A 19,138-nucleotide genomic window follows, 5' to 3' on the forward strand; every position below is an offset into this window, starting at 1 on the left:
TCCCCGCCCGGAGACCGCCGTGAGGCTGGCATTCGGAGTCGGTTTTATTACCCACCCATGCAAATGCGGGTCCATGTACCGCGTACTGATACCCGTCGATACCAACGAGGACCGCGCGCTGGCCCAGGCCGACTACGTCAAATCGCTCCCGAACGCCGCCGAGTCGGTCGAAGCCTACCTTATGTTCGTCTTCACCGGCCACAGCAATGAGCTCCCACAGGAGTTCGAGAAGTTCAAGTCCGCGTCGCGGATCGCCTCCGTTCGCCGGGCACAGGAGTCACTCGAGGAGGCCGGCATCGAGGTAACGGTGCTCGAGGACAGCGGCGACACCGAAGACGACATTCTCGACGAGGCCGAGGCCCGCGATGTCGATTCGATCGTCCTCGGCGGCCGGAAACGATCGCCCGTCGGGAAGGCGATCTTCGGCAGTACTACTCAGGGGATCATTCTCGGCTCCGACCGGCCGGTGGTCGTCACCGGTGGAAGTGGCGACTAGATAGGCACGGTCTAGTTCCTTGGCGTCGCACGTGAGATGACCATGCCTTCGATTCAGTGCAACAGCTCGTCTGTGCTACGGTTTGGGCTGTTGAGCGCTCAAGTCAGAAGGTTTTGAACGCGTTCGCGGACGGAGCGTTTGATGTCGTTGCGGAGCGCAGTTGCTCGTTCGAGGATCGGTCCACGGGCGCTATCTGCAGCACCGAACTCGAGGAGGCTGTCGGCCAGCATCAGCAGGTGCCAGTGGCGACTGGCACCTGAAACCCACTCTGTACCGTAGGTTTCGAGGTGTGACGAACTCCAAGTCAGGGTCAGCACCGTGTCCCCCTTTCTCCCAGATGGTCTCGCTGTCAGCGGTCACAATGAATGCACCTCAATGGTTGGGGGTCAGGGTGACACTGCCCAGCTCTTGTCCCAATTCGTTCAGGAGTCGGGTCTGCGTGTCAATTGCGAGGTCAAGTAATTCACAGGGTACGCAGTACTCGAGTTCAACTGAAGTCATGCCTATGCTCTTCTCAGGGCGTACGGTCGTGTTTAGTTTGTAATATTCTACCAGACGGCGAAGGCTTGAAGCCACGATTCTGCGGTTGATGGGTTAGCGTGACCAAAACGGTTCGGGAACGAAGAGGTGCGGCGTTTTATCTCTCTAAAGATACGCTCAACAGCATTCCGATTTCCGTGTTTTTCGTATCGAAATCGGAGTCCGTGTCGACGGAGTGCTGTCTGGAGATGCTGTGCGCCATCGACGAGAAACACAGCGTCTTCGACATCGTGTTTCTCCGTGAGTTCTTGCAGAAACCGTTCAGTCAACGCGGTCGTAGTCGTCGAGAGCAGCCGTATATGGGGGATCTCGTTCGTTTCAGGATCGACTGCAGTGTACAGCCAATATCGGTGATCATCGATTTGAATCACGGTCTCGTCGAGCGCAACGTGATTCGGAGTCACGTCAGTTGCTGGCTGTAGATCGGCTTTCTGTACCCAACCGTACACAGCCTTGCGCGATCGCTCGACACCGAACTTCTCAAGCTCTAGAATGGCATTCGAAAATGATAATACTGCAGGATAAAGTCGAATACCGAGTTCCAGTAGCTGACGCGGTGTCCGTTCTCGCTCCACAGCACTCAAATCGATCTAGTCGCTACACCCGCTGAGGCGGTCGATTTTTGGCATAGGAACCAGAAAATCGTGCTGCCTCACTTTTCACGCTTACCTAAACACGACCTGAACGGGTAGGCTAACATATTGGAGAGTGACGTAGAACTGAATCTATTCCCGATCCTAAAATATAAATAAAATTGTGGGGTCGGAGTATAAAGTGGTCTTCTCGTTGGTGGGACTGTTCCTCATTTTTAACTCTATTGAACACCTTCTCATTCCTGCTGACGCCTATCTGTCTTATGCAATAATGGGGTTTCTGTACTCTTGTCCGTGACTTCCATACTTGGCTTCAAATATTTTGGATAGGACGACTACATGTGAATACTTGTTCCCGCCGGCACCCATCTTATCCGGGTTGACGGCGACTACCCGATATGGAGATCCGGGAAGCGGACGCGGACGAGGCCGAGCGGATTCGAACGGTCGTGGACAGTTCGATGACGGCCTCGTTCAGGCTGAGTCCGGCACAGATCGACGGCATCACCGACGAGGAGTTCGCCGATGACGCCATCGCCGCGAAGATCGACGACGAGAACACCCTGCTGTACGTCGTCGAAACCGGCGACGGAATCGAGGGGACGGCCATCGCCGGCTTCGTCGAAGGCCGCCTCGCGGACGAGTGGGGCGAGGTGAACTGGTTGTTCGTCGATCCCGAACACCGCGGCCGGGGGATCGGAACGACACTGTACGAGACCGCGAGCGACGCCCTCCGCGAGCGTGGCGCTTCCCACGTCTGTGTCACTGTTCTCGAGGCGAACACTGAAGGCCATGGGTTCGTCGACCGGTTCGGCCTTGAGCACGACGGCGACCGGCGGATCGAGGTCGCCGAGGAGTCCCTCGTGAAGTACGTCTACGCGGACGCTGATACCGACGTGGACCTGCCCACGGAGTCGGGAACGGCGGAGTCGGACCGCGAGGCGGACGCGGCGGGCGAAGCGTTCCCCGACACGGAGACGACGGACGGACAGTTGACGGTGACCGACGGCGACGAAACGGTGTACGTCGCCCGCGACGAGGCGGAGTCGGGGACCGCGGCGTCGTTTTTCGTCACCTACGAGGACGCGGCCCACGCGAACCAGTACGGCTTCTACTGTTCGAACTGCGGTTCGCTCGACGTTTCGATGGGCGACATGGAACGGCTCGAGTGTGCCGAGTGTGGGAACGCTCACGCCGAGCGCTCCGAGCAATCGTACGACGACTCGTACCTCTAGTCTCGCCGTTTCCACGCCCAGTCGTACCCTCTGTCCGCGGCGGTGCCCTCGACTCGGACCGAGCGGCCGTCACTTCGCGAAGATGCTGTCGGCCGTCGCTGCGCCGACGACGCTGAAAACCGAACCGACGGTCACTGCCTTGAATGTTGTCAACACGAGTCCACACGAGGCCGCGGCGTTCTCGAGGAACGGTCCGGGGGCGCGAGCCAGGGAGACGGGATCGCAGGCGGTCGTGGCGTCCTTGAGGAACGTTTCGGGCGCACCGAACAGGAGCGCGAGCACGGTCACCGAGCCGAAGGTGACGCACATGAGTGAGATAAAACGGACCGGAACGCCGGCGACCTCCTGTTCGTCGTCGATATCCCTGGTCGTGTCCGCCTTGTACAGCGCCGCATAGCCGATCGCGAAGACGATGGCGACGATCGACAGCGCCTGCAGGATGTGCATGTTTCCCGCGAGGGTCCAGACCTCTTCGGTGACGACGAACGGACCCGCCAGCAGGAAGCCGCCGACGATCTGCTGGGCCGAGTCCGCGAGCCGGAAATCACGCGGCCGGCGCGGCCGTCGAAGTTTCATAGCGAACGATTGTAACGAAACAACAAAACGCTCCCGTTCGATCGATCTTCGAGTCGGGCGAGCGATGCTCACACGAGGAGCAACAGCGCGGCGTATCCCGCTGCGCCCACAGCGAACGCCCAGAACCGGCTCTCGCGGTCGGACGGCAGCTCTTCCTTGATCACGTTGAGGATGATCCCCCCGGAGAGGAACGGCACGAACACCGCGATGAGGAGTTCGGTGTCCTCGAGAACGTAGCCTCCGCCGAACCCGACGAGTACGGCCGCCGAAAGGACCCATCGACCGCGGTGGTGGTACGCCGCGCCGTGGTCAGTTCGGAGGCCGTCGTCGGTGACGAGGAAGTGAAGCGCCATCGCGACGGTAAACAGGAGTACGCTGCCGAGTTCGCGATCCCACAGGAGGTAGCCGATGATCGCATTGTACGCGGCGAAGGAGCCGATGTGAACCCAGAACACGCCGAGTCCGGTCGGTTCACCGTCACTGTCGGTCGCCCGCCCGACGAACTGCTCGAGCCCGTAGTAGCTGACGAAGCCGAACAGGGCGATCAGGTAGCCGTGGTGGTCGGCGAAGACGGCCGGATCTCCCCGTTCCGCGAGCGTCGCCGCGGCCGCTCCGATATCGGGCAGGAGGTGGACGAACACGTACGCGACCGAGACGCCGCCGGCCAGCGACAGCCATCGGCTCCGTGGAACTCGGCCACCGACCCCGAGCCGGCCGGCAACGAGGGGGACCGCTGCGAGGACGATCACGGCGACGTGGATGGCCACCGTATCGGGCCGAAGGAGATCGCTCGAGAGCATCGATACCGATGGTACCACGGTCACGAACGTAGGCCTGTGGCCGGCCGATTCAGTCGTCAGCGCCGTGGGAGTGTTCGCCACCGGCCGACATCGCGTCACCGATCGTCCCCGCGGTTCGTCGGAGGAGCCGGCCGAACGCCCGGCGACGACTGACGAACAGCGCCGTTCCGAGGACGACGTAAATCCCGGTGTAGACGAGCAGGAGGTCGGTGCTCGAGATCGGCAATGCGACGAGGTCACGGATGATGGCGAACTCGAGGAAGACCTGCGAGAGGAATAGGCCGAGCAGCGTACCCGCCTCCCCGACGGAGATTTCGAACCTGATCAGGAGGGCGATGGCGAAGAAGGACTGGGCGGCGGTCAGCCAGATCTCCGCCGACTGCTTGAAATCGAACGCGAGCACGCCGTACTCTCCCAGCGCGAGCGAGTGGACGATGACCAACGTCCCGATCAGCAGCGTCCACTGGTTGAGCTTCGAGGAGATCAGGGCGTTGAAGCCGGCGGTCGAGCGCGCCTTGTTCACCAGGTAGATGACGACGATGAGCTCCGGCGCTTCGGAGGCCAGCGGCGCGATCCACTGGATCATGAAAAAGGAGGGAATGCCGGCGCTCTCGCCGAGGTGTTCGAGCCCGTGAGCGAAGGGTTCGACGGCGGTGAAGATCATCGCGCCGGAGTAGGCAAAGAGCACGAGGACGGTGGCGATCCGGCCCGGCTTCGAAAAGCGCTGGAGGGACGCCGGGACGCCGACGTGGTCCGTCTCGGGTTCGACCTCGTCCCGGAGGATCACCGCGATGTAACAGACGTAGAGCCCGACCAGAAACAGCATGTCGAGGACGTCGATCCCGCCGTTGAGCGGGACGAGGAACGCCCAGAGCGTCGCGAGCAACAGGAACACGATCTCGAGACCGATCTCCCGGTCCAGGATCACGACGTCCGAGAGGAAGCCCGGTCGGTTCTCGACGGAGGGATCGGTCGACGACCCCCGACGGAAGACGGTAAAGAGCGCGACACCGGCCCAGCCGATGCCGATAAGAATCCGGTTCGCACCGGTCATGTTGGCGACGGCCAGGTTGCCAGCCTCGACCCCGCGTTCGGTGCCCGCGAACACGCCCGCGTTCCAGGCGTAGAGCGCGTCGACCGCATACTCGGGTGCGACCGCTAACACGGCAAGTACCGCGATCGCGAACGCTTGCGGAACGTCTTTCTCGGCGGTCTCAGCGGCCCATGCGAGCAGAAACGAAGCGCCGAGGACTGTGAGCCCGGTCAGGAGAACCGTCCAGAGCGTCGACACCGTCCGGAGTGCAGCCGGTGCTTGATACTCGAGTCCCGCGGCCGCCGCGAGCCAGGGGAGACCGTCGGTCGCTCCCACGATGGCGAGCCAGGGGACCGTCAGTGCGACTGCGGCCGATATCGCGCCGAGCGCTCGTCGTCTCATGGAAATCGTCTAGGAACGCGTACTGGTCGAGCGGGCATACGTGGTACGGTGCGATGTCGATGCTGCCTGCTACTGCTGTGGAGTGGTCTCCTCGTACGGCTGAACGACGACGAACCCATCCGAGCCCGTAAACTCGAGCTGATAGGTCTCGTCGGACGACTGTCCGATCAGATTCGAGAGCACGCTGTCGACGTGGCTGTCGGGTGTCGTCCCGCTCCAGGCGACGGTCGCACTGGGGTCGGTTCTGACCGGTGGGCGCAGGACCAGCGGCTCGCCGTGGGTCGTAATCGCGATGGTTCCCGGCCCCTCGAGGAAGACGTTGGTCATGCCGCCGGCCGAGAAGCCGGCGATGCTCTCGACGGTCCGGATCTCGTAGGTCACGCTCGACTCGAACGCGAGCACGTCGTTCCCGTTGACCGAAACCGACTGGCCAGCCTCGAGTTCGAGGAGTTGGATCTTTTTCTCCTGATCCGCGAGATAGAGGTGACCTGTCCCGGTGGCTTCCATCACGGGCGTTCCCTCTCCCGTCGTCGCCTCCTTGAGGAAGCCGGTGATGCCGCCTTCGGCGGAGGACTGCCCCTCGAAGGAGATGTCGCCGTCGTGGGCGATCATCGAACCGGCCTTCGCGATCACCGATCCGTCGAGCGCGACATCGAGTAGCTTGTCGTTCTCGAGTTGGAACTGTTCGCCGTCGTCCGTCGGCTCGTTGGTACTGACGAAGTCGTCGATATTCATGATCGCTCGAGCGGCTGCTCTACCGACCTCGTCGGACGGGGACGGAAAATAGCTACTCATATTCGATTTGCTGCCGATGTGTTTCGGGTTTCCGTTCACGTCGTCGGCTGGCCGTTCGGTTCCGGAGGACGGACAGAGAGCGCCGATCCAGCGACGGGGCAGCCGTTGGGTCGAGCTTTTTTAGACTGCGTTCCGAACGTCCCCGATATGACCGACTTCCGCGGCGCCTGGACCGAAGCCGACGTCGAGACTTTCCTCCGGGAGACGACGATCCCGATTCGGCTCGGCACTCGGCGGCCGGACGGATCGCTGTGGCTCGTCACCCTGTGGGTTCGCTATCGCGACGGCGTACTCGAATGTGCGACGCAGGCGAACGCGGACGTGGTTCGATTCCTCCGGAACGACCCGGAGATCGGGCTCGATGTCTCGACGAACGACATCCCCTACCGCGGGATCAGGGGGACCGGGACCGCCGAAATCGAACCCGACGGGAAGCCGGTCCTGCGGGACCTCGTCGAGCGCTACCTCGGGGACACGGACTCCCCGCTCGCCGAGTGGTTGCTCGCCGAGGACCGCGAGGAGGTCGCGATCCGGATTGAGCCACGAGCGATCTACAGTTGGGACTACAGCGATCGGATGGGGGACGACTCGGACGCGACGACCGAGTGAGGCTGCTCGGACTGCCGCCCCACCGTCCGACGGGATCGGTCCGGTCGATGACTCGAGACCGACGCTGGAACCGACCGGCGGTGCTCGATTTGACTGTAGCGGGATATCGTCCCGGTGGCAGATACCGATCACCATACCCTGATCCGACGAGCGATGTTTCCGTACCGCTGTACGGACGCGACCGTACCCACTGCGTTGAAGGTGAGTAAAAAACAGGTGTATAATCATACCAGATCTCGTACCACCGCTACCTGCTCGAGCGTTCCGAACGATGTCAGAAGCCGGTCAAAAACGGAGAGCCGACTGACTCGTGTCTCACTTCGGACCGTCGCGGGGCTCACACGGCTTTCGTGTTGATACCGTTGCAGAAGTCGGTTACGCGTTCAACGGCGTTTCATCGATCTGCGTCGTCCCCGTTATCCCCTCTCGAGTGCGGTGTGTCAACCGGAGAACTGCGCCGGTGGCGTACGGGGCGCTGTGAGTTTGCGGCGCTATCCCCTGGTGACACAGCTATCCATCCGCGATGACGATCTCGTCGGAATCCGCGTCTGCTTCGAGTCGTCGAATCGCCTCGTTGACTTCCTCCTGGGTCGCTTCATCCATCGACTATCCCCGTGCTTACCGCAGTGGGGACGAACCCCGTAAAGTCATCTCAGCGTATTCAGGGTGCGAAAACACCGCCCCGGTGAGCACGGCCGCTATCGGAACAACTGGACCGATCGAGACACTGCTCACACGACGGCTGTGCGATCAGGTACGTCGTGGCTTGCAGCGGCTACAAGTATCCCCGTTACAGCGGTGGCGAGGCGAAATCCCACGATGTTAGCTGTGGGACGAAACCGACATCACAGGCCGAGGTAGCCCGCGTTGGGCAACAGCCCGGCCAGATACAGGAGTCCGAGCACGAACATGAACGCCGCGATGGCCATCGCCGGCGGGTCGACGTGCGTCCCGGAGTGGGAGTAGAACACGCGCTGACTCAGTTCGCCGATGAGACCGCTGATCGCGCCGAACGCACCGGCGACGAGCAGGGCGGCCGGCTCGCTGCCGATGGCCGGCATCGCGATCACCGCACCGACAGCGCCCAGCAGCGTGATATGATGGGTGACCGGAATCTTCTCCACCCCGAGGTTGAGGAACAGCAGGCTCATCGCGGAAATCGCATAGCCCATGAAGATGCTCCCCGTCTTGAGCCAGATGAAGCCGCCGAGGATACCGCCGACGAGACCGATCGCGGTCACGCCGGACCACTTGTACTGGTGTGGCAGCCAGGGTTCGGTCGCCAATCGATCGGTCTCGGTACCGCCGTCGGCCGCCACGCGCATTTCTTCGCGCTCGAACGGCGACATGTCAAGGAGGCTCGAGCCGCCGGCCTTGCCGACGATCGGGTAGCCGAACACGATGCGGGCGAGGAACGCCGTGGCGACGACCGAGAGTGCGATGTTATCCGTCGGGAATCCCAGGCCGTCCATCACCTGGGTGACGAACATCCCGACGACGCCGAAGATCGCACCGACCGCGAGGATATCGGGTTTGGTGCCGAACGCGTACAGGATGTCCTTCCCGAAGTGGTAGTCCCAGTCGTCGGGTTCCATCTCGGGATACTTCCGGCCGGCGTAGGCCGTCGCGGCGACGCCGCCGGCGAAGGCGATGTGCGGACCGGTGACCGCGCCGAAGCCGATCGTCCCGGTAACACCGGTGGCGATATTCCCTGCTCCGGCGACATCGAGGCTACTACCGATCTCTCGTTGCAGAATGGCGATCCCTTCGCCGAGGAAGACCACGAACCCCGTGAAGACGAACGAGGGCAGCGCGCCGAGGGCCGCGCCGAACGCGCCGCCGGCGAGGGCGGCGATGAACAGCACGGCGAACTGCTCGAACTCCATGCCGATGACGGGAACCTGCAGTAGCACCTCTATCATGGTTACTCCTCCCCGTCCCGCGCCCAGTCACGCGATCGTTCGACGGCGTCCGACCACCGATCGTACCGCTGGTCCGCGACCGCCGGATCCATCTTCGGTTCGAACTCCGCGTCGACCTGCCAGTTGCTCCGCAACTCGTCGGGATCGCTCCAGTACCCGACGGCGAGGCCGGCCGCGTACGCGGAGCCGAGCGCCGTCGTCTCGTCGACGACCGGGCGGACGATCTCCGAGCCGATGATGTCGGACTGCAGTTGACAGAGGAAGTTGTTCTTGACCGCGCCGCCGTCGACCTTCAGCGAAGTCATCTCGATACCCGAGTCGGCTTCCATGGCCTCGGCCACGTCCCGGGTCTGGTAGGCGATCGACTCGAGAGTCGCGCGAACGACGTGTTCCTTCCGGGTACCGCGGGTCATCCCGACGATGGTGCCGCGTGCGCGCTGGTCCCAGTGGGGTGCGCCCAGTCCGGTGAAGGCGGGGACGACGTAGACGCCGTCCGTCGAGTCGACGCTACGGGCGAGCTCCGCCGTCTGGGCGGGGTTATCGATCAGCGACATGTCCTCGAGCCACTCGATCGCCGCGCCGGTGATGAAGATCGATCCCTCGAGTGCGTACTGGACGTCTTCTCCCGAGCGCTGGAAGCCGATCGTCGTCAGCAGGCCGTGATCGGACTCGACGGCCTCGTCGCCGGTGTTCATCAGGAAGAACGAGCCGGTGCCGTAGGTATTCTTCGCGTCGCCGGCGTCGAAACAGGTCTGGCCGAACAGGGCCGCCTGTTGATCGCCGAGCGCGCCCGCGACCGGGACCTCGGCTTCGAGGAACCCATCCGGATCGGTCGAGCCGTAGGTCTCGTCGTCGCTCGAGGGGCGGACCTCCGGAAGCATCTCCTCGGGAACGTCGAACTCCGCGAGGAGGTCGTCGTCCCACTCGAGATCATGGATGTTGTACAGCATCGTCCGCGAGGCGTTCGTGACTTCGGTGATGTGCTCACCCGTGAGGTTGTAGATCAGCCACGTGTCGATGGTCCCGAAGAGAACCTCGCCTTTCTCCGCGCGGTCGCGGATGTCCTCCGGCCGGGAGCGCTCGAGTTTGATCGGGTCGGCGTTGTCGAGCAGCCACTCGGCTTTCGTCGCCGAGAAGTAGGCGTCGGCCTCGAGCCCGGTCTTCTCGCGGATGGTCTCGACGAAGCCGTCCGCCTCGAGTTGTTCGACGCGGTCGGTCGTTCGACGGTCCTGCCAGACGATGGCGTTGTGGACCGGCCGACCGGAGTCGGCGTCCCACAGCAACGTCGTCTCCCGCTGATTGGTCACCCCGATGGCCTCGAGTTGGTCGGGGCTAACGCCCGCCTGTCCGAGCGCCCGTCGAATGACGTCTTTGGTGTTCTCCCAGATTTCGGTCGGGTCGTGCTCGACCCAGCCGGGTTCCGGATAGATCTGTTCGTGTTTCTCGTACGCGTTCGCGACGACTTGCCCCTCGTGATCGAACACGATGAAGCGCGTGCCGGTCGTTCCCTGGTCAACCGCACCGACATAGGTATTAGCTGTCATAGGTGGTCACCCATACTCCCACGGGCCGATTTACTGGTGGAAGCGTGCTACTGGTAAACAACTCCTACGATCATTATAAATGTTTTCAAATCCATAAGTTATGTTTCATAAGGGGGAGTGGCAATCGTCTTCCAGACTATCTGAAATAGCCGTTTTCGACGAATTTACGACATCGGCCGCAGCGCAGTCGGGCGTTCGACCCCCCGATCGAAACGCGCGCCGTTCGAAACTCATCAATTGTTATGGCCGTTATCGGATCGCCGATAAAATAAAGATGGAGGTGTCCGTAGAGGGTAGTGACAGAATGCCACGGGATACCGAGGTCCTCGTTCTCGGCGGTGGCTCGACCGGCTGTGGCATCGCCCGCGACCTGGCGATGCGCGGCCTCGAAGTCACGCTCGTCGAGCGGGGGAACCTCACGGACGGAACGACCGGTCGGATGCACGGCCTGTTGCACAGCGGCGGGCGGTACGCCGTCTCCGACCAGGCCAGCGCGACGGAATGTATCGAGGAAAACGAAATCCTTCGGGATATCGCCGGCCACTGCGTCGAGGAAACCGGCGGGCTGTTCGTCCAGCGACCCGAGGACTCGGACGAATACTTTCAGGAGAAACTCGAGGGCTGCCGGGAGTGTGGAATTCCCGCCCGCGTGCTCTCCGGGAGGGAAGCCCGCGAGGTCGAACCGTACCTCGCGGACGACGTGGCGCGCGCGATCGAGGTCCCCGACGGCGCGGTCGACCCGTTCCGGCTCTGCGTCGCGAACGCCATCGACGCCGAGAACCACGGCGCGCGGGTCGAGACCCACGCCGAGGTGGTCGACCTCCTGCGCGACGGCGACGACATCTACGGCGTCGAGGTGCGACACGAGTCCGGTCCCGGCAAGCGCACGCACGCTTCGCCCGGCACCACCGAGGAGATCACCGCGGACTACGTGGTCAACGCGACCGGCGCGTGGGCCGGACAGATCGGCGCGATGGCCGACCTCGAGATCGAGGTTCGCCCTTCGAAGGGCGTCATGACGATCATGAACGTCCGGCAGGTCGACACCGTCATCAACCGCTGCCGGCCGAAGGGCGACGCCGACATCATCGTCCCCCACGAGACGACGGCGATCCTCGGGACGACCGACGAAGAAGTCCCCGACCCCGACGACTACCCCGAGGAGCAGTGGGAGGTCGACCAGATGATCGACACGCTCTCGGAACTGGTGCCGATCCTCGAGGAGGCCCGTACCATCCGCTCGTTCTGGGGCGTCCGCCCGCTCTACGAGCCGCCGGGAACCGGCACGCAGGACCCGACCGACATCACGCGGGACTTCTTCCTGCTCGATCACGCCGACCGCGACGGCGTGGCGGGGATGTCCAGCATCGTCGGCGGCAAGTTCACCACCTACCGGGCGATGGCCGAGGAGATCGCCGACCACGTCTGTGACAAACTCGGGGTGACCGCCTCGTGTTCGACCGCGGACGAGCCCCTGCCGGGCAGCGAGAACATCGAGACGCTCGAGGCGGGGATGGACGACTTCGGGCTGCGCTCCCCGGTGGCCCGCCGGAGCACGCAACGGTTGGGGAGCCGGGCAAGCGAGGTGCTCGAGACGGACGAACCGAACCCGGTGATCTGCCAGTGTGAGGGCGTGACCCGCGCGGAGATTCGGGACGCGATCTCGCAGTCTGGATCGGACCTGAACGCGGTTCGCATCCGGACGCGGGCCTCGATGGGCAACTGCCAGGGCGGCTTCTGCTGCCAGAACATGGCGAACGAACTCCATCCGACGTACGACGAGGAGACGGTTCGCGAGGCGCTCGACGAACTCTTTCAGGAGCGCTGGAAGGGCGAGCGTCACGCGCTGTGGGGCGAACAGCTCTCGCAAGCGATGCTCAACTACGCGCTCCACGCGACGACGATGAACCGCGATCACGATCCCGCAAGCGCGACGGGAGACGTCGACTTCGCGGCATTCGACGGCGGCCGGGCGGCGAGCGATCGGGTCGACGGGACCCAGGGGGCCGATTGAATGGCGATCGAGGACGATGTCCTCGTTGTCGGCGGCGGACTCGCCGGAACGACCGCCGCGCTCGCCGCCGCGGAGCGGGACGTACAGGTTCGACTCGTCTCGTACAGACAGAGCACGCTTCGCAACGCCAGCGGACTGATCGACATCCTGGGCTACACGCCGGCCGGTGACGGCCCGCTCGTGGACCCCTTCGAGGCCCTCGACGACCTCCCCACGGGCCATCCCTACGAACGCGTCGGCAGCGAGGCGGTCCGCGAGGCCCTCGCGTTCTTCGACGGGATCGTCGGCGACGCCTACGCCGGCGCGCACACGGACGCGAACGCGCTCGTCCCGACCCACGGCGGCACCGTCAAGCCGACCGCGCGGTATCCGACCTCGACGGCGGCCGGCCTGGCGAGCGACGACCGCGACGCACTGCTCGTCGGCTTCGAGACGCTGCCCGACTTCGAGGCCCCGCTCGCGGCATCACATCTCGAGGCGGCCGGCGCGCCCTTTACCGCCCGTGGCGTCACGGTTCGGTTTCCCGGTATCGTCCGGGACGACGCGAAGGTCACGCGGTACGCACACCTCCTCGATCACGACGAAACCGTCGAGACGCCGGCCGGCGAGACCACCGCTCGCGAGGCGCTCGCCGAAACCGTCCGCACGCATCTCGAGGGGGAGGCCCGCGTCGGCTTCCCCGCCGTGCTCGGTGACGACCGCGCCGACGCGGTCAGGGCCGACCTCGGCGACCGGCTCGGCGTCGACGTCTTCGAGGTCCCGATGGGGCCGCCGAGCCTGCCCGGCATCCGCCTCGAAGACCTGCTCTACGAGGCGCTCGAGGCGGCGGGCGTCCGGGTAACGACCGGCGTACCGGTCGTCGACTACGAGACCGACGGCGAGGGGACGAACGCGACCGACCCCGAACGGATCGACCGCGTCGTCGTCGATCGCAACGGGGCCGAGGTCCCCCATCGTGCGACCCAGTACGTCCTCGCGACGGGGGGGCTGGTCGGGAAGGGGGTGCAGTCGGAGCGCGACGGGGTGTTCGAGCCGCTCTTCGACTGTCACGTCCCCCAGCCGGCGGACCGCTACGACTGGTTCGTCGACGATGTCTTTGGCGACCAGCCGTACGCGCGGTTCGGCCTGCCGGTCGACCGCGACCTCAGGCCGCTCGACGCCGGCGACGACCCGGAGTTTTCGAACCTGCGCGCGGCCGGTGCGGTGCTGGGCGGGTACGACTTCGCGGCCGAGAAATCCGGCAGCGGCGTCTCGCTCGCGACGGGCTACGTCGCCGGCCGACGCGCCGCGGAGGGATGTCGATGACCGCCGACCGGCCCGCACGCGGAGTGGCATCGACCATCGAACGACCCACACAAGCGACGGCGACGGAGCGATCGACGTGATTCCATGAGTGACGCAGAACAACCGACCGACGACGGCGTACCGGGCGACGACGAGTTCGAACCGATTCAGGTCTTCCCTGAAGCCGAGGAGATGGACCTCCGGCCGGGCGCGGACAACTGCTACAAGTGTTCGACCTGCGACACCAACTGTCCGGTCGCAGAGGTCGACGACGAGTTCCCCGGCCCGAAGTTCCAGGGACCCGAGCAGTGGCGACTCAAACGTCAGGACGACCAGGATATCGACGACTCCGTGATGAAGTGCTCGAACTGCATGCGCTGTGACAGCGCCTGTCCCTCCGACGTCCCCCTGTCGCAGATGCACAACACCGCTCGAGGGGAGTATGTCGAGGAACAGATGAACAAGTTCTCGCGGGAGTACGTCCGCAATCGCATCCTCGCGAACTACCGCCGGCTCGCCCCGCTGGGATCGATGTTCCCGCGGACGACGAACTTCGTGATGGGACTGTCGGCGACCCAGTGGCTCGGCGAGAAACTCCTCGGCATTACCGGCGAGCGGGAGTTCCCCGAGTTCGCGACCGAAACGTTCCGCGAGTGGTGGACGAAGCGCGGCGGTGCAAACGTCGACAATCCCGACAAGCGGATCGCGTACTTCCACGGCTGCTATTCGAACTACAACACCCCCGAGGTAGCCAAGGCGCTGGTCCGCGTCTACGAACACTTCGGCTACGAGATCATGGTCCCCGACCAGCACTGCTCGGGGACGCCGATGTTCGCCAACGGGATGCTCGAGGACGCACGCCGGTCGGCCGAGACGAACGTGCGGGAACTCGCCGCGGCGCTCGAGGACGGCGCGGATATCGTCGCCTCCTGTAGCTCCTGTTCGATGTCGCTGCGCCAGGAGTATCCCGAACTGTTCGACTTCGAGGGGACCGAGGCGGTCGCGGAAAACACCTGGGACGCCGTCGAGTATCTCCGGGTTCACGAGGACCTCGAAGGCGAACTCGAGGGAACCTCGGTCGACGAGTTCGACGACTTCGCCTACCACGCGCCGTGTCACGCCCGCAATCAGGGGCTCGACGGCCAGACGACGGAAGTGTTGGCCCCTATCGACGGCGTCGCAGCCCACGACGTCGGCGACTCCTGTTCGGGTATTTCCGGCACGTATGGCTGGAAGGCGGAGAATTACGAAACCTCCATGAAAATCGGGGAGGAAATGTTCGACCACATGGAAGAGTCGGAGGCGAACACGGGACTCACGGAGTGTCCGACCTGTTCGATGCAGATGGAACACGGAACCGGCTACGAGATCTCACACACCCTCGAAGTGCTCGAGGCGGCGCTCGTCGGGGACCGGACGGAGGCGGCCGCACAGTAATGGATTTACAGGAGCGTATCGCTCGTCGGCGGTCGGCGCGACGGGGCTCGCGCGTCGTCGTCGACCGCGACCAACTCAGCCCGGTCGTCCACCGGCCGGAGCCGGTCGGTCGCGGCCCCGTCCTAGAGCAACTCCTCGACGCGCTCGAGGCGGTCTTCGACGGCGAACTCCCGCCGCCAGTCGCGGTAGTCGGGCCGTCGGGAGCGGGCACCTCCGCGATCGTGACGGCGCTGTTCGACGCGTTGAACCAGCAGTTCGGCGGCTCGGACCGGACGATTGCCACGACGACGCGGGGCGGGAGCACCGAGCCGGTTACGTGGTTCGTCACCGTCGACGGCCGCCACGTCGAGAGCCCGTTCGCGTTCTATCGGGCCGTCCTGTCGGGAATCTCGAACGAGCGGGTCCCCGAGAGCGGCGTCGGGACCGACGACTTGCGCGAGCGTCTGTCCGACAGGCTCGCCCGCACCGATCGTCGCGCAATCGTCGCGATCGACCACCACGACGAACCGGAGACGCTCAGCGCCGAGCGCGTCCACGAACTGCTGGCACCGGTCGAGGACTGTACCGCCACCGTCGCGGTCGGACAGCGAGCGCCCGACGACCATCGAGGCCCCACGGTCACCGTTCCCACCTACCGCGACCACGAACTCGTCGACATCGTGACCGACCGTGCCTCGACGGGGCTGGCCGCCGGCGTGCTCGATCACGATGCCGTTCGGGAACTCGCCGGTTGGGCCGACGGGAACGCACACGACGCGCTCGCGGCCCTGTTCGGGGCGGCCGTCCTCGCGAGCGAAACCGATGCGGACCGGATCGAGCCGGCCCATCTCGAGCGAGCGTGGGCCGACGTGCCCGACGACGGCGTCCACGTGAGCCGAGCGCTCGCGCTTTCCAAGACCCGCCAGCGAGTGCTGATAGAACTGGTCGATATCGGACCGGGCGAGCGGTCGATTCGCGAGATCGCGACCGCGATCGCGGATCGGTCGTCGCTGACCACCGGGACGGTCAAGCGGTTCCTCTACGAACTCGCCGACCGTGGCGTCATCGAACGGCTCCCGCTCTCGACGGCCAACAACGGTAGCGGTCGCCGGCCGAGCACGGTCGCGGTCCGGTTTCCGACGATCGCGTTCCGAGCATTGAGCCCGATCGGGCTGGAATCGCTGTGAGCGACCCCCATCAGCGAGCGCGAGGCGGAGTCTCGGCGGATGGGCAATCTATTTTGTCGGCCCCCGATAACGATAGTGATAACCGGGTATGACGATCGAGTTCACTGAGACGGCGGACGAGACCGGGCTCGAGGTATACGACTCGATTGAACAACGCCGCCTTCGCATCGGGACGCCCTCGCCCGTCTCCCCGGCCGTACTCGAACCCGATCGGTTCCGTTTCCCGATCGACAAGAAGTGTGCTATCGAAACGGATGCGCTCGTCTTCGACCAATCGTACTCCGTTACCGTTCACAACAGCACCGGGCAAACCGAAACGAGCCTCGACGCCGGAGAGACGGTTCGGCTCGAGGAACGGACCCAGTTCGTCGGGCTGAGCGGCCCGATCAGACTGTACTGCCGGATCGATGCCGCCGGCACCATCGATATCGGACTCACGTCGATCCGGATCACGTTCGACGAGGCGACCGAAGTCGAAGTCGGTGCCCGGTCGCCGCACGATCGGCCGGCAGCGACGATCACGACGCCGCCGGACATCGAATCGATGATGGCGGCCGTGTCGGCGCTGCCGTCCGCTTTGAAGACGACATCGCCCGAGCGGACGTGGCCGACGCTGCGTGGCCATCCGCCGCTGATCGAACTCGGGGATCGACTCCGGATCCCGGACACCGTCGATCGACCGGACGACGACATGATTCTCACGGTGCCACCCGAACGCAGTGCCCTCTATCAGGCGGCCCCGCTGGGATTCTTCCTCGGGGCAACGATTCGACCGGGCCGGGAGCCGACACTCGAGACGCCGCGGTTCGAACACCCATTGACGGCCGAGCACTCGTTCGAAGACGCGGTTGCCAGACTGCTGAAACGCTTCTTCTTCCTCGACTGCCTGACGCGAACTGAAGGGTTCTACCGGTACGAACTCCACGAACGGCGGCTGCTCGAGGATGAACTGCCGTACGATCTCGCCGAGATGTACACGGCGGACCTCCCGGAGCGACTCGACCGGTATCTCGACATTCCCTACGACCAACTGGCGTCGCACATGCCACGCTGGCCGCTGACCGCACACGTCCCGGCGGAGCCGGACACCATCGAACTGTTACCGTTCATCGTCAACGAACTCGGCGTCGTTCGCGACGTGGGTGGAAAGCCGCCCAAAACGGTCCCCGACCCCGGCAACGCGGCGGGACTCGTCCGTTCCGTGAGTCGAACCCGCGACTCGTCACGGACGTCACGACCCGACCGGTCGTTCGTCGTCCCCGACATCACGGACGAATCGGTCGAGCACGCCTGGTTCGGCGACGACATTCCCCAGCAGGCCTCGAAGGCAACCCTCGAGGCGTACCGCAATCAGCTCGCACGCGACGCCAGAAACGAGTCGACCGAAATCCTGCTCGTCTGTAACGATGCGCGGATGCTCGGCGAACACGATGCGCTCGGGGACGTCTACGGGAACCGCGAGACCCTGCCGTTCGAGATCCACTCGGAATTCGGCGTCGATACGGACCGTCTCGCGGACCTGCTCACCGATGGCAGCTACGACTTCTTCCATTACATCGGGCACGCGACCGAGGACGGACTTCGCTGCCCCGACGGTGAACTCGACGTGCGATCCCTCGAGTCGGTCGACCTCGGCGTCTTCTTCCTGAACGCCTGTCGGTCGTACGAACAGGGGCTCGCGCTCACCCGTCGGGGTGCGTTCGGCGGCGTCAGTACGTACGCGGACATCGTCAACGACCGGGCCGTCGAGGCCGGAGAGACCATGGCTCGGTTGCTCAATCGAGGGTTCCCGCTCCGGGCCGCGCTCGAAATCGCGCGGACCCACTCGTCGCTCGGGAAGCAGTACCTGATCGTCGGGGACGGATCGGCGGATATCGCACAGTCCGACGGCGGTGCGCCCATGATCGTGGACCTCGAACGCGACGGGGACGAACCGTTCGACTTCGCCGTCCAATCGTATTCGACCAAGGAGTTCAAACTGGGAACGGCGACGGAATCGACGCTCCCGACCGTCGCGGACCGTCACTTGAGTCCCGGTCGAACGTCGTTCTCGCGGGCAGATCGGGACGCTGTCAGGGAGTATCTTATTTGGAACGAGGTTCCGATTCGGGTCGACAGCGACCTACAGTGGAACGACGGCATCGGGTCACCGATCTTCGAGTGATCAATCGCAGAAGAACAGGAAACGGGTCGGTATCGCGTCGTTCGGCGAACGCTTTTTGATGAATCGACTGATTACGGCCCGATTTGGGACGAACTTCCTGCGACCACCGTTCCGGCCTGGCTGAGCAGGACGAACATGGTGAACAGCGCGCCGATCATTCGTGGGTTCTGTGCGAGATAGTCCTTCATGCTGTCTTTCGCGGACATTGCATTCCAACAGTTGTGGCCGTTGGAAATAAATTTATCTAATACTTACCTATATGAATTATTATAGCAGAAGTGAGATCCGATACAGGACGGTGACTCCGGTCACACGCCGGGCCTCGACTACGGGGGATGGCTCATCGGGTCCGACGTTACGGTCTCCCGGCGAGCGAGTCGGTACCGCTCTCCGAACACACCACTCCCTGTGGTCCAAAAAGCGCCACCGAAGTGGCTGTGGTCGCTACCGAAACGATTTCACACCGAGAACTCGTCGGCGCAACGCCGGACGACGGTACCGATCACTATCGGACATCGCGCCGGTCCG

Annotated in this window: 17 protein-coding genes; 8 read left to right on the forward strand and 9 right to left on the reverse strand. The window is 64.1% G+C overall.

Annotation, left to right across the window (positions count from 1 at the left end):
• The first annotated feature begins 73 nt into the window (after window positions 1-73).
• On the forward strand, window positions 74-496 hold the full coding sequence (locus FGF80_RS05570) for a universal stress protein (RefSeq protein ID WP_138652708.1): 423 nt from the start codon (window positions 74-76) through the stop codon (window positions 494-496).
• A gap of 98 nt (window positions 497-594) precedes the next feature.
• On the opposite strand, the gene FGF80_RS19065 is transcribed toward FGF80_RS05570, so the two are convergent.
• Both FGF80_RS19065 and FGF80_RS05580 read right to left on the reverse strand, forming a co-directional pair.
• Window positions 595-813, reverse strand: coding sequence for a hypothetical protein (locus tag FGF80_RS19065; protein WP_175416990.1), 219 nt, complete (start codon window positions 811-813; stop codon window positions 595-597).
• A 231-nt stretch (window positions 814-1,044) separates the two neighbouring features.
• A complete protein-coding gene (locus FGF80_RS05580) occupies window positions 1,045-1,626 on the reverse strand; it encodes an IS6 family transposase (RefSeq protein WP_238705368.1) in 582 nt (193 codons plus the stop codon).
• A 401-nt stretch (window positions 1,627-2,027) separates the two neighbouring features.
• Between FGF80_RS05580 and FGF80_RS05585 the strand changes: the two genes are divergently transcribed.
• The gene (locus FGF80_RS05585) at window positions 2,028-2,864 is read left to right on the forward strand and encodes a GNAT family N-acetyltransferase (RefSeq protein WP_138652710.1); all 837 of its coding nucleotides are present in this window, start codon (window positions 2,028-2,030) and stop codon (window positions 2,862-2,864) included.
• Window positions 2,865-2,933: 69 nt separating this feature from the next.
• On the opposite strand, the gene FGF80_RS05590 is transcribed toward FGF80_RS05585, so the two are convergent.
• The 4 genes from FGF80_RS05590 to FGF80_RS05605 form a co-directional block, all read right to left on the reverse strand.
• Window positions 2,934-3,440, reverse strand: coding sequence for a DUF2391 family protein (locus tag FGF80_RS05590; RefSeq protein ID WP_138652712.1), 507 nt, complete (start codon window positions 3,438-3,440; stop codon window positions 2,934-2,936).
• A 68-nt stretch (window positions 3,441-3,508) separates the two neighbouring features.
• Window positions 3,509-4,240: a hypothetical protein gene (locus FGF80_RS05595; protein WP_138655482.1), complete on the reverse strand. Its 732-nt coding sequence runs from the start codon at window positions 4,238-4,240 to the stop codon at window positions 3,509-3,511.
• A gap of 49 nt (window positions 4,241-4,289) precedes the next feature.
• Entirely contained in the window at window positions 4,290-5,675 is a 1,386-nt protein-coding gene (locus FGF80_RS05600; RefSeq protein WP_006186121.1) for a sodium/calcium exchanger membrane region, read from the reverse strand.
• Between the two features lie 69 nt (window positions 5,676-5,744).
• Window positions 5,745-6,410 (reverse strand): AIM24 family protein, encoded by a 666-nt coding sequence (locus FGF80_RS05605; RefSeq protein WP_138652714.1) that lies wholly within the window; start codon window positions 6,408-6,410, stop codon window positions 5,745-5,747.
• A 207-nt stretch (window positions 6,411-6,617) separates the two neighbouring features.
• On the opposite strand from FGF80_RS05605, the gene FGF80_RS05610 reads away from it, so the two are divergent.
• A complete protein-coding gene (locus tag FGF80_RS05610) occupies window positions 6,618-7,079 on the forward strand; it encodes a pyridoxamine 5'-phosphate oxidase family protein (protein WP_006186119.1) in 462 nt (153 codons plus the stop codon).
• Between the two features lie 845 nt (window positions 7,080-7,924).
• On the opposite strand, the gene FGF80_RS05615 is transcribed toward FGF80_RS05610, so the two are convergent.
• Window positions 7,925-9,001: a hypothetical protein gene (locus FGF80_RS05615; protein WP_138652716.1), complete on the reverse strand. Its 1,077-nt coding sequence runs from the start codon at window positions 8,999-9,001 to the stop codon at window positions 7,925-7,927.
• A gap of 2 nt (window positions 9,002-9,003) precedes the next feature.
• A complete protein-coding gene (gene glpK / locus FGF80_RS05620) occupies window positions 9,004-10,545 on the reverse strand; it encodes a glycerol kinase GlpK (protein ID WP_006186116.1) in 1,542 nt (513 codons plus the stop codon).
• 304 nt (window positions 10,546-10,849) lie between these two features.
• On the opposite strand from glpK, the gene glpA reads away from it, so the two are divergent.
• The 5 genes from glpA (at window position 10,850) to FGF80_RS05645 (ending at window position 18,610) form a co-directional block, all read left to right on the forward strand.
• Window positions 10,850-12,559 (forward strand): anaerobic glycerol-3-phosphate dehydrogenase subunit GlpA, encoded by a 1,710-nt coding sequence (gene glpA, locus FGF80_RS05625; RefSeq protein ID WP_138652718.1) that lies wholly within the window; start codon window positions 10,850-10,852, stop codon window positions 12,557-12,559.
• Window positions 12,560-13,864, forward strand: coding sequence for a glycerol-3-phosphate dehydrogenase subunit GlpB (glpB, locus tag FGF80_RS05630; protein WP_138652720.1), 1,305 nt, complete (start codon window positions 12,560-12,562; stop codon window positions 13,862-13,864). It abuts the gene before it with no gap.
• 84 nt (window positions 13,865-13,948) lie between these two features.
• A complete protein-coding gene (locus FGF80_RS05635; RefSeq protein ID WP_006186113.1) occupies window positions 13,949-15,280 on the forward strand; it encodes an anaerobic glycerol-3-phosphate dehydrogenase subunit C in 1,332 nt (443 codons plus the stop codon).
• Complete coding sequence (locus tag FGF80_RS05640) at window positions 15,280-16,446, forward strand: Cdc6/Cdc18 family protein (RefSeq protein ID WP_006186112.1); 1,167 nt, start codon at window positions 15,280-15,282, stop codon at window positions 16,444-16,446. The genes FGF80_RS05635 and FGF80_RS05640 overlap by 1 nt, the downstream gene beginning before the upstream one ends.
• Window positions 16,447-16,534: 88 nt before the next feature.
• The gene (locus FGF80_RS05645) at window positions 16,535-18,610 is read left to right on the forward strand and encodes a hypothetical protein (RefSeq protein WP_138652722.1); all 2,076 of its coding nucleotides are present in this window, start codon (window positions 16,535-16,537) and stop codon (window positions 18,608-18,610) included.
• A 71-nt stretch (window positions 18,611-18,681) separates the two neighbouring features.
• Here the strand turns inward: FGF80_RS05645 and FGF80_RS19750 are convergent, their stop codons facing one another.
• Complete coding sequence (locus tag FGF80_RS19750) at window positions 18,682-18,816, reverse strand: DUF7503 family protein (RefSeq protein ID WP_007108947.1); 135 nt, start codon at window positions 18,814-18,816, stop codon at window positions 18,682-18,684.
• Window positions 18,817-19,138 lie beyond the last annotated feature (322 nt).

It is taken from the genome of Natrinema pallidum, assembly GCF_005890195.1.
GTDB lineage: Archaea > Halobacteriota > Halobacteria > Halobacteriales > Natrialbaceae > Natrinema > Natrinema pallidum.

Coding starts and splice junctions, on each gene's coding strand:
- FGF80_RS05570 (WP_138652708.1), top strand. CDS start 74: ATGTACCGCGTACTGATACCCGTCGATACCAACGAGGACCGCGCGCTG.
- FGF80_RS05585 (WP_138652710.1), top strand. CDS start 2,028: ATGGAGATCCGGGAAGCGGACGCGGACGAGGCCGAGCGGATTCGAACG.
- FGF80_RS05590 (WP_138652712.1), bottom strand. CDS start 3,440: ATGAAACTTCGACGGCCGCGCCGGCCGCGTGATTTCCGGCTCGCGGAC.
- FGF80_RS05595 (WP_138655482.1), bottom strand. CDS start 4,240: ATGCTCTCGAGCGATCTCCTTCGGCCCGATACGGTGGCCATCCACGTC.
- FGF80_RS05600 (WP_006186121.1), bottom strand. CDS start 5,675: ATGAGACGACGAGCGCTCGGCGCGATATCGGCCGCAGTCGCACTGACG.
- FGF80_RS05605 (WP_138652714.1), bottom strand. CDS start 6,410: ATGAATATCGACGACTTCGTCAGTACCAACGAGCCGACGGACGACGGC.
- FGF80_RS05610 (WP_006186119.1), top strand. CDS start 6,618: ATGACCGACTTCCGCGGCGCCTGGACCGAAGCCGACGTCGAGACTTTC.
- FGF80_RS05615 (WP_138652716.1), bottom strand. CDS start 9,001: ATGATAGAGGTGCTACTGCAGGTTCCCGTCATCGGCATGGAGTTCGAG.
- glpK (WP_006186116.1), bottom strand. CDS start 10,545: ATGACAGCTAATACCTATGTCGGTGCGGTTGACCAGGGAACGACCGGC.
- glpA (WP_138652718.1), top strand. CDS start 10,850: ATGCCACGGGATACCGAGGTCCTCGTTCTCGGCGGTGGCTCGACCGGC.
- glpB (WP_138652720.1), top strand. CDS start 12,560: ATGGCGATCGAGGACGATGTCCTCGTTGTCGGCGGCGGACTCGCCGGA.
- FGF80_RS05635 (WP_006186113.1), top strand. CDS start 13,949: ATGAGTGACGCAGAACAACCGACCGACGACGGCGTACCGGGCGACGAC.
- FGF80_RS05640 (WP_006186112.1), top strand. CDS start 15,280: ATGGATTTACAGGAGCGTATCGCTCGTCGGCGGTCGGCGCGACGGGGC.
- FGF80_RS05645 (WP_138652722.1), top strand. CDS start 16,535: ATGACGATCGAGTTCACTGAGACGGCGGACGAGACCGGGCTCGAGGTA.
- FGF80_RS19750 (WP_007108947.1), bottom strand. CDS start 18,816: ATGTCCGCGAAAGACAGCATGAAGGACTATCTCGCACAGAACCCACGA.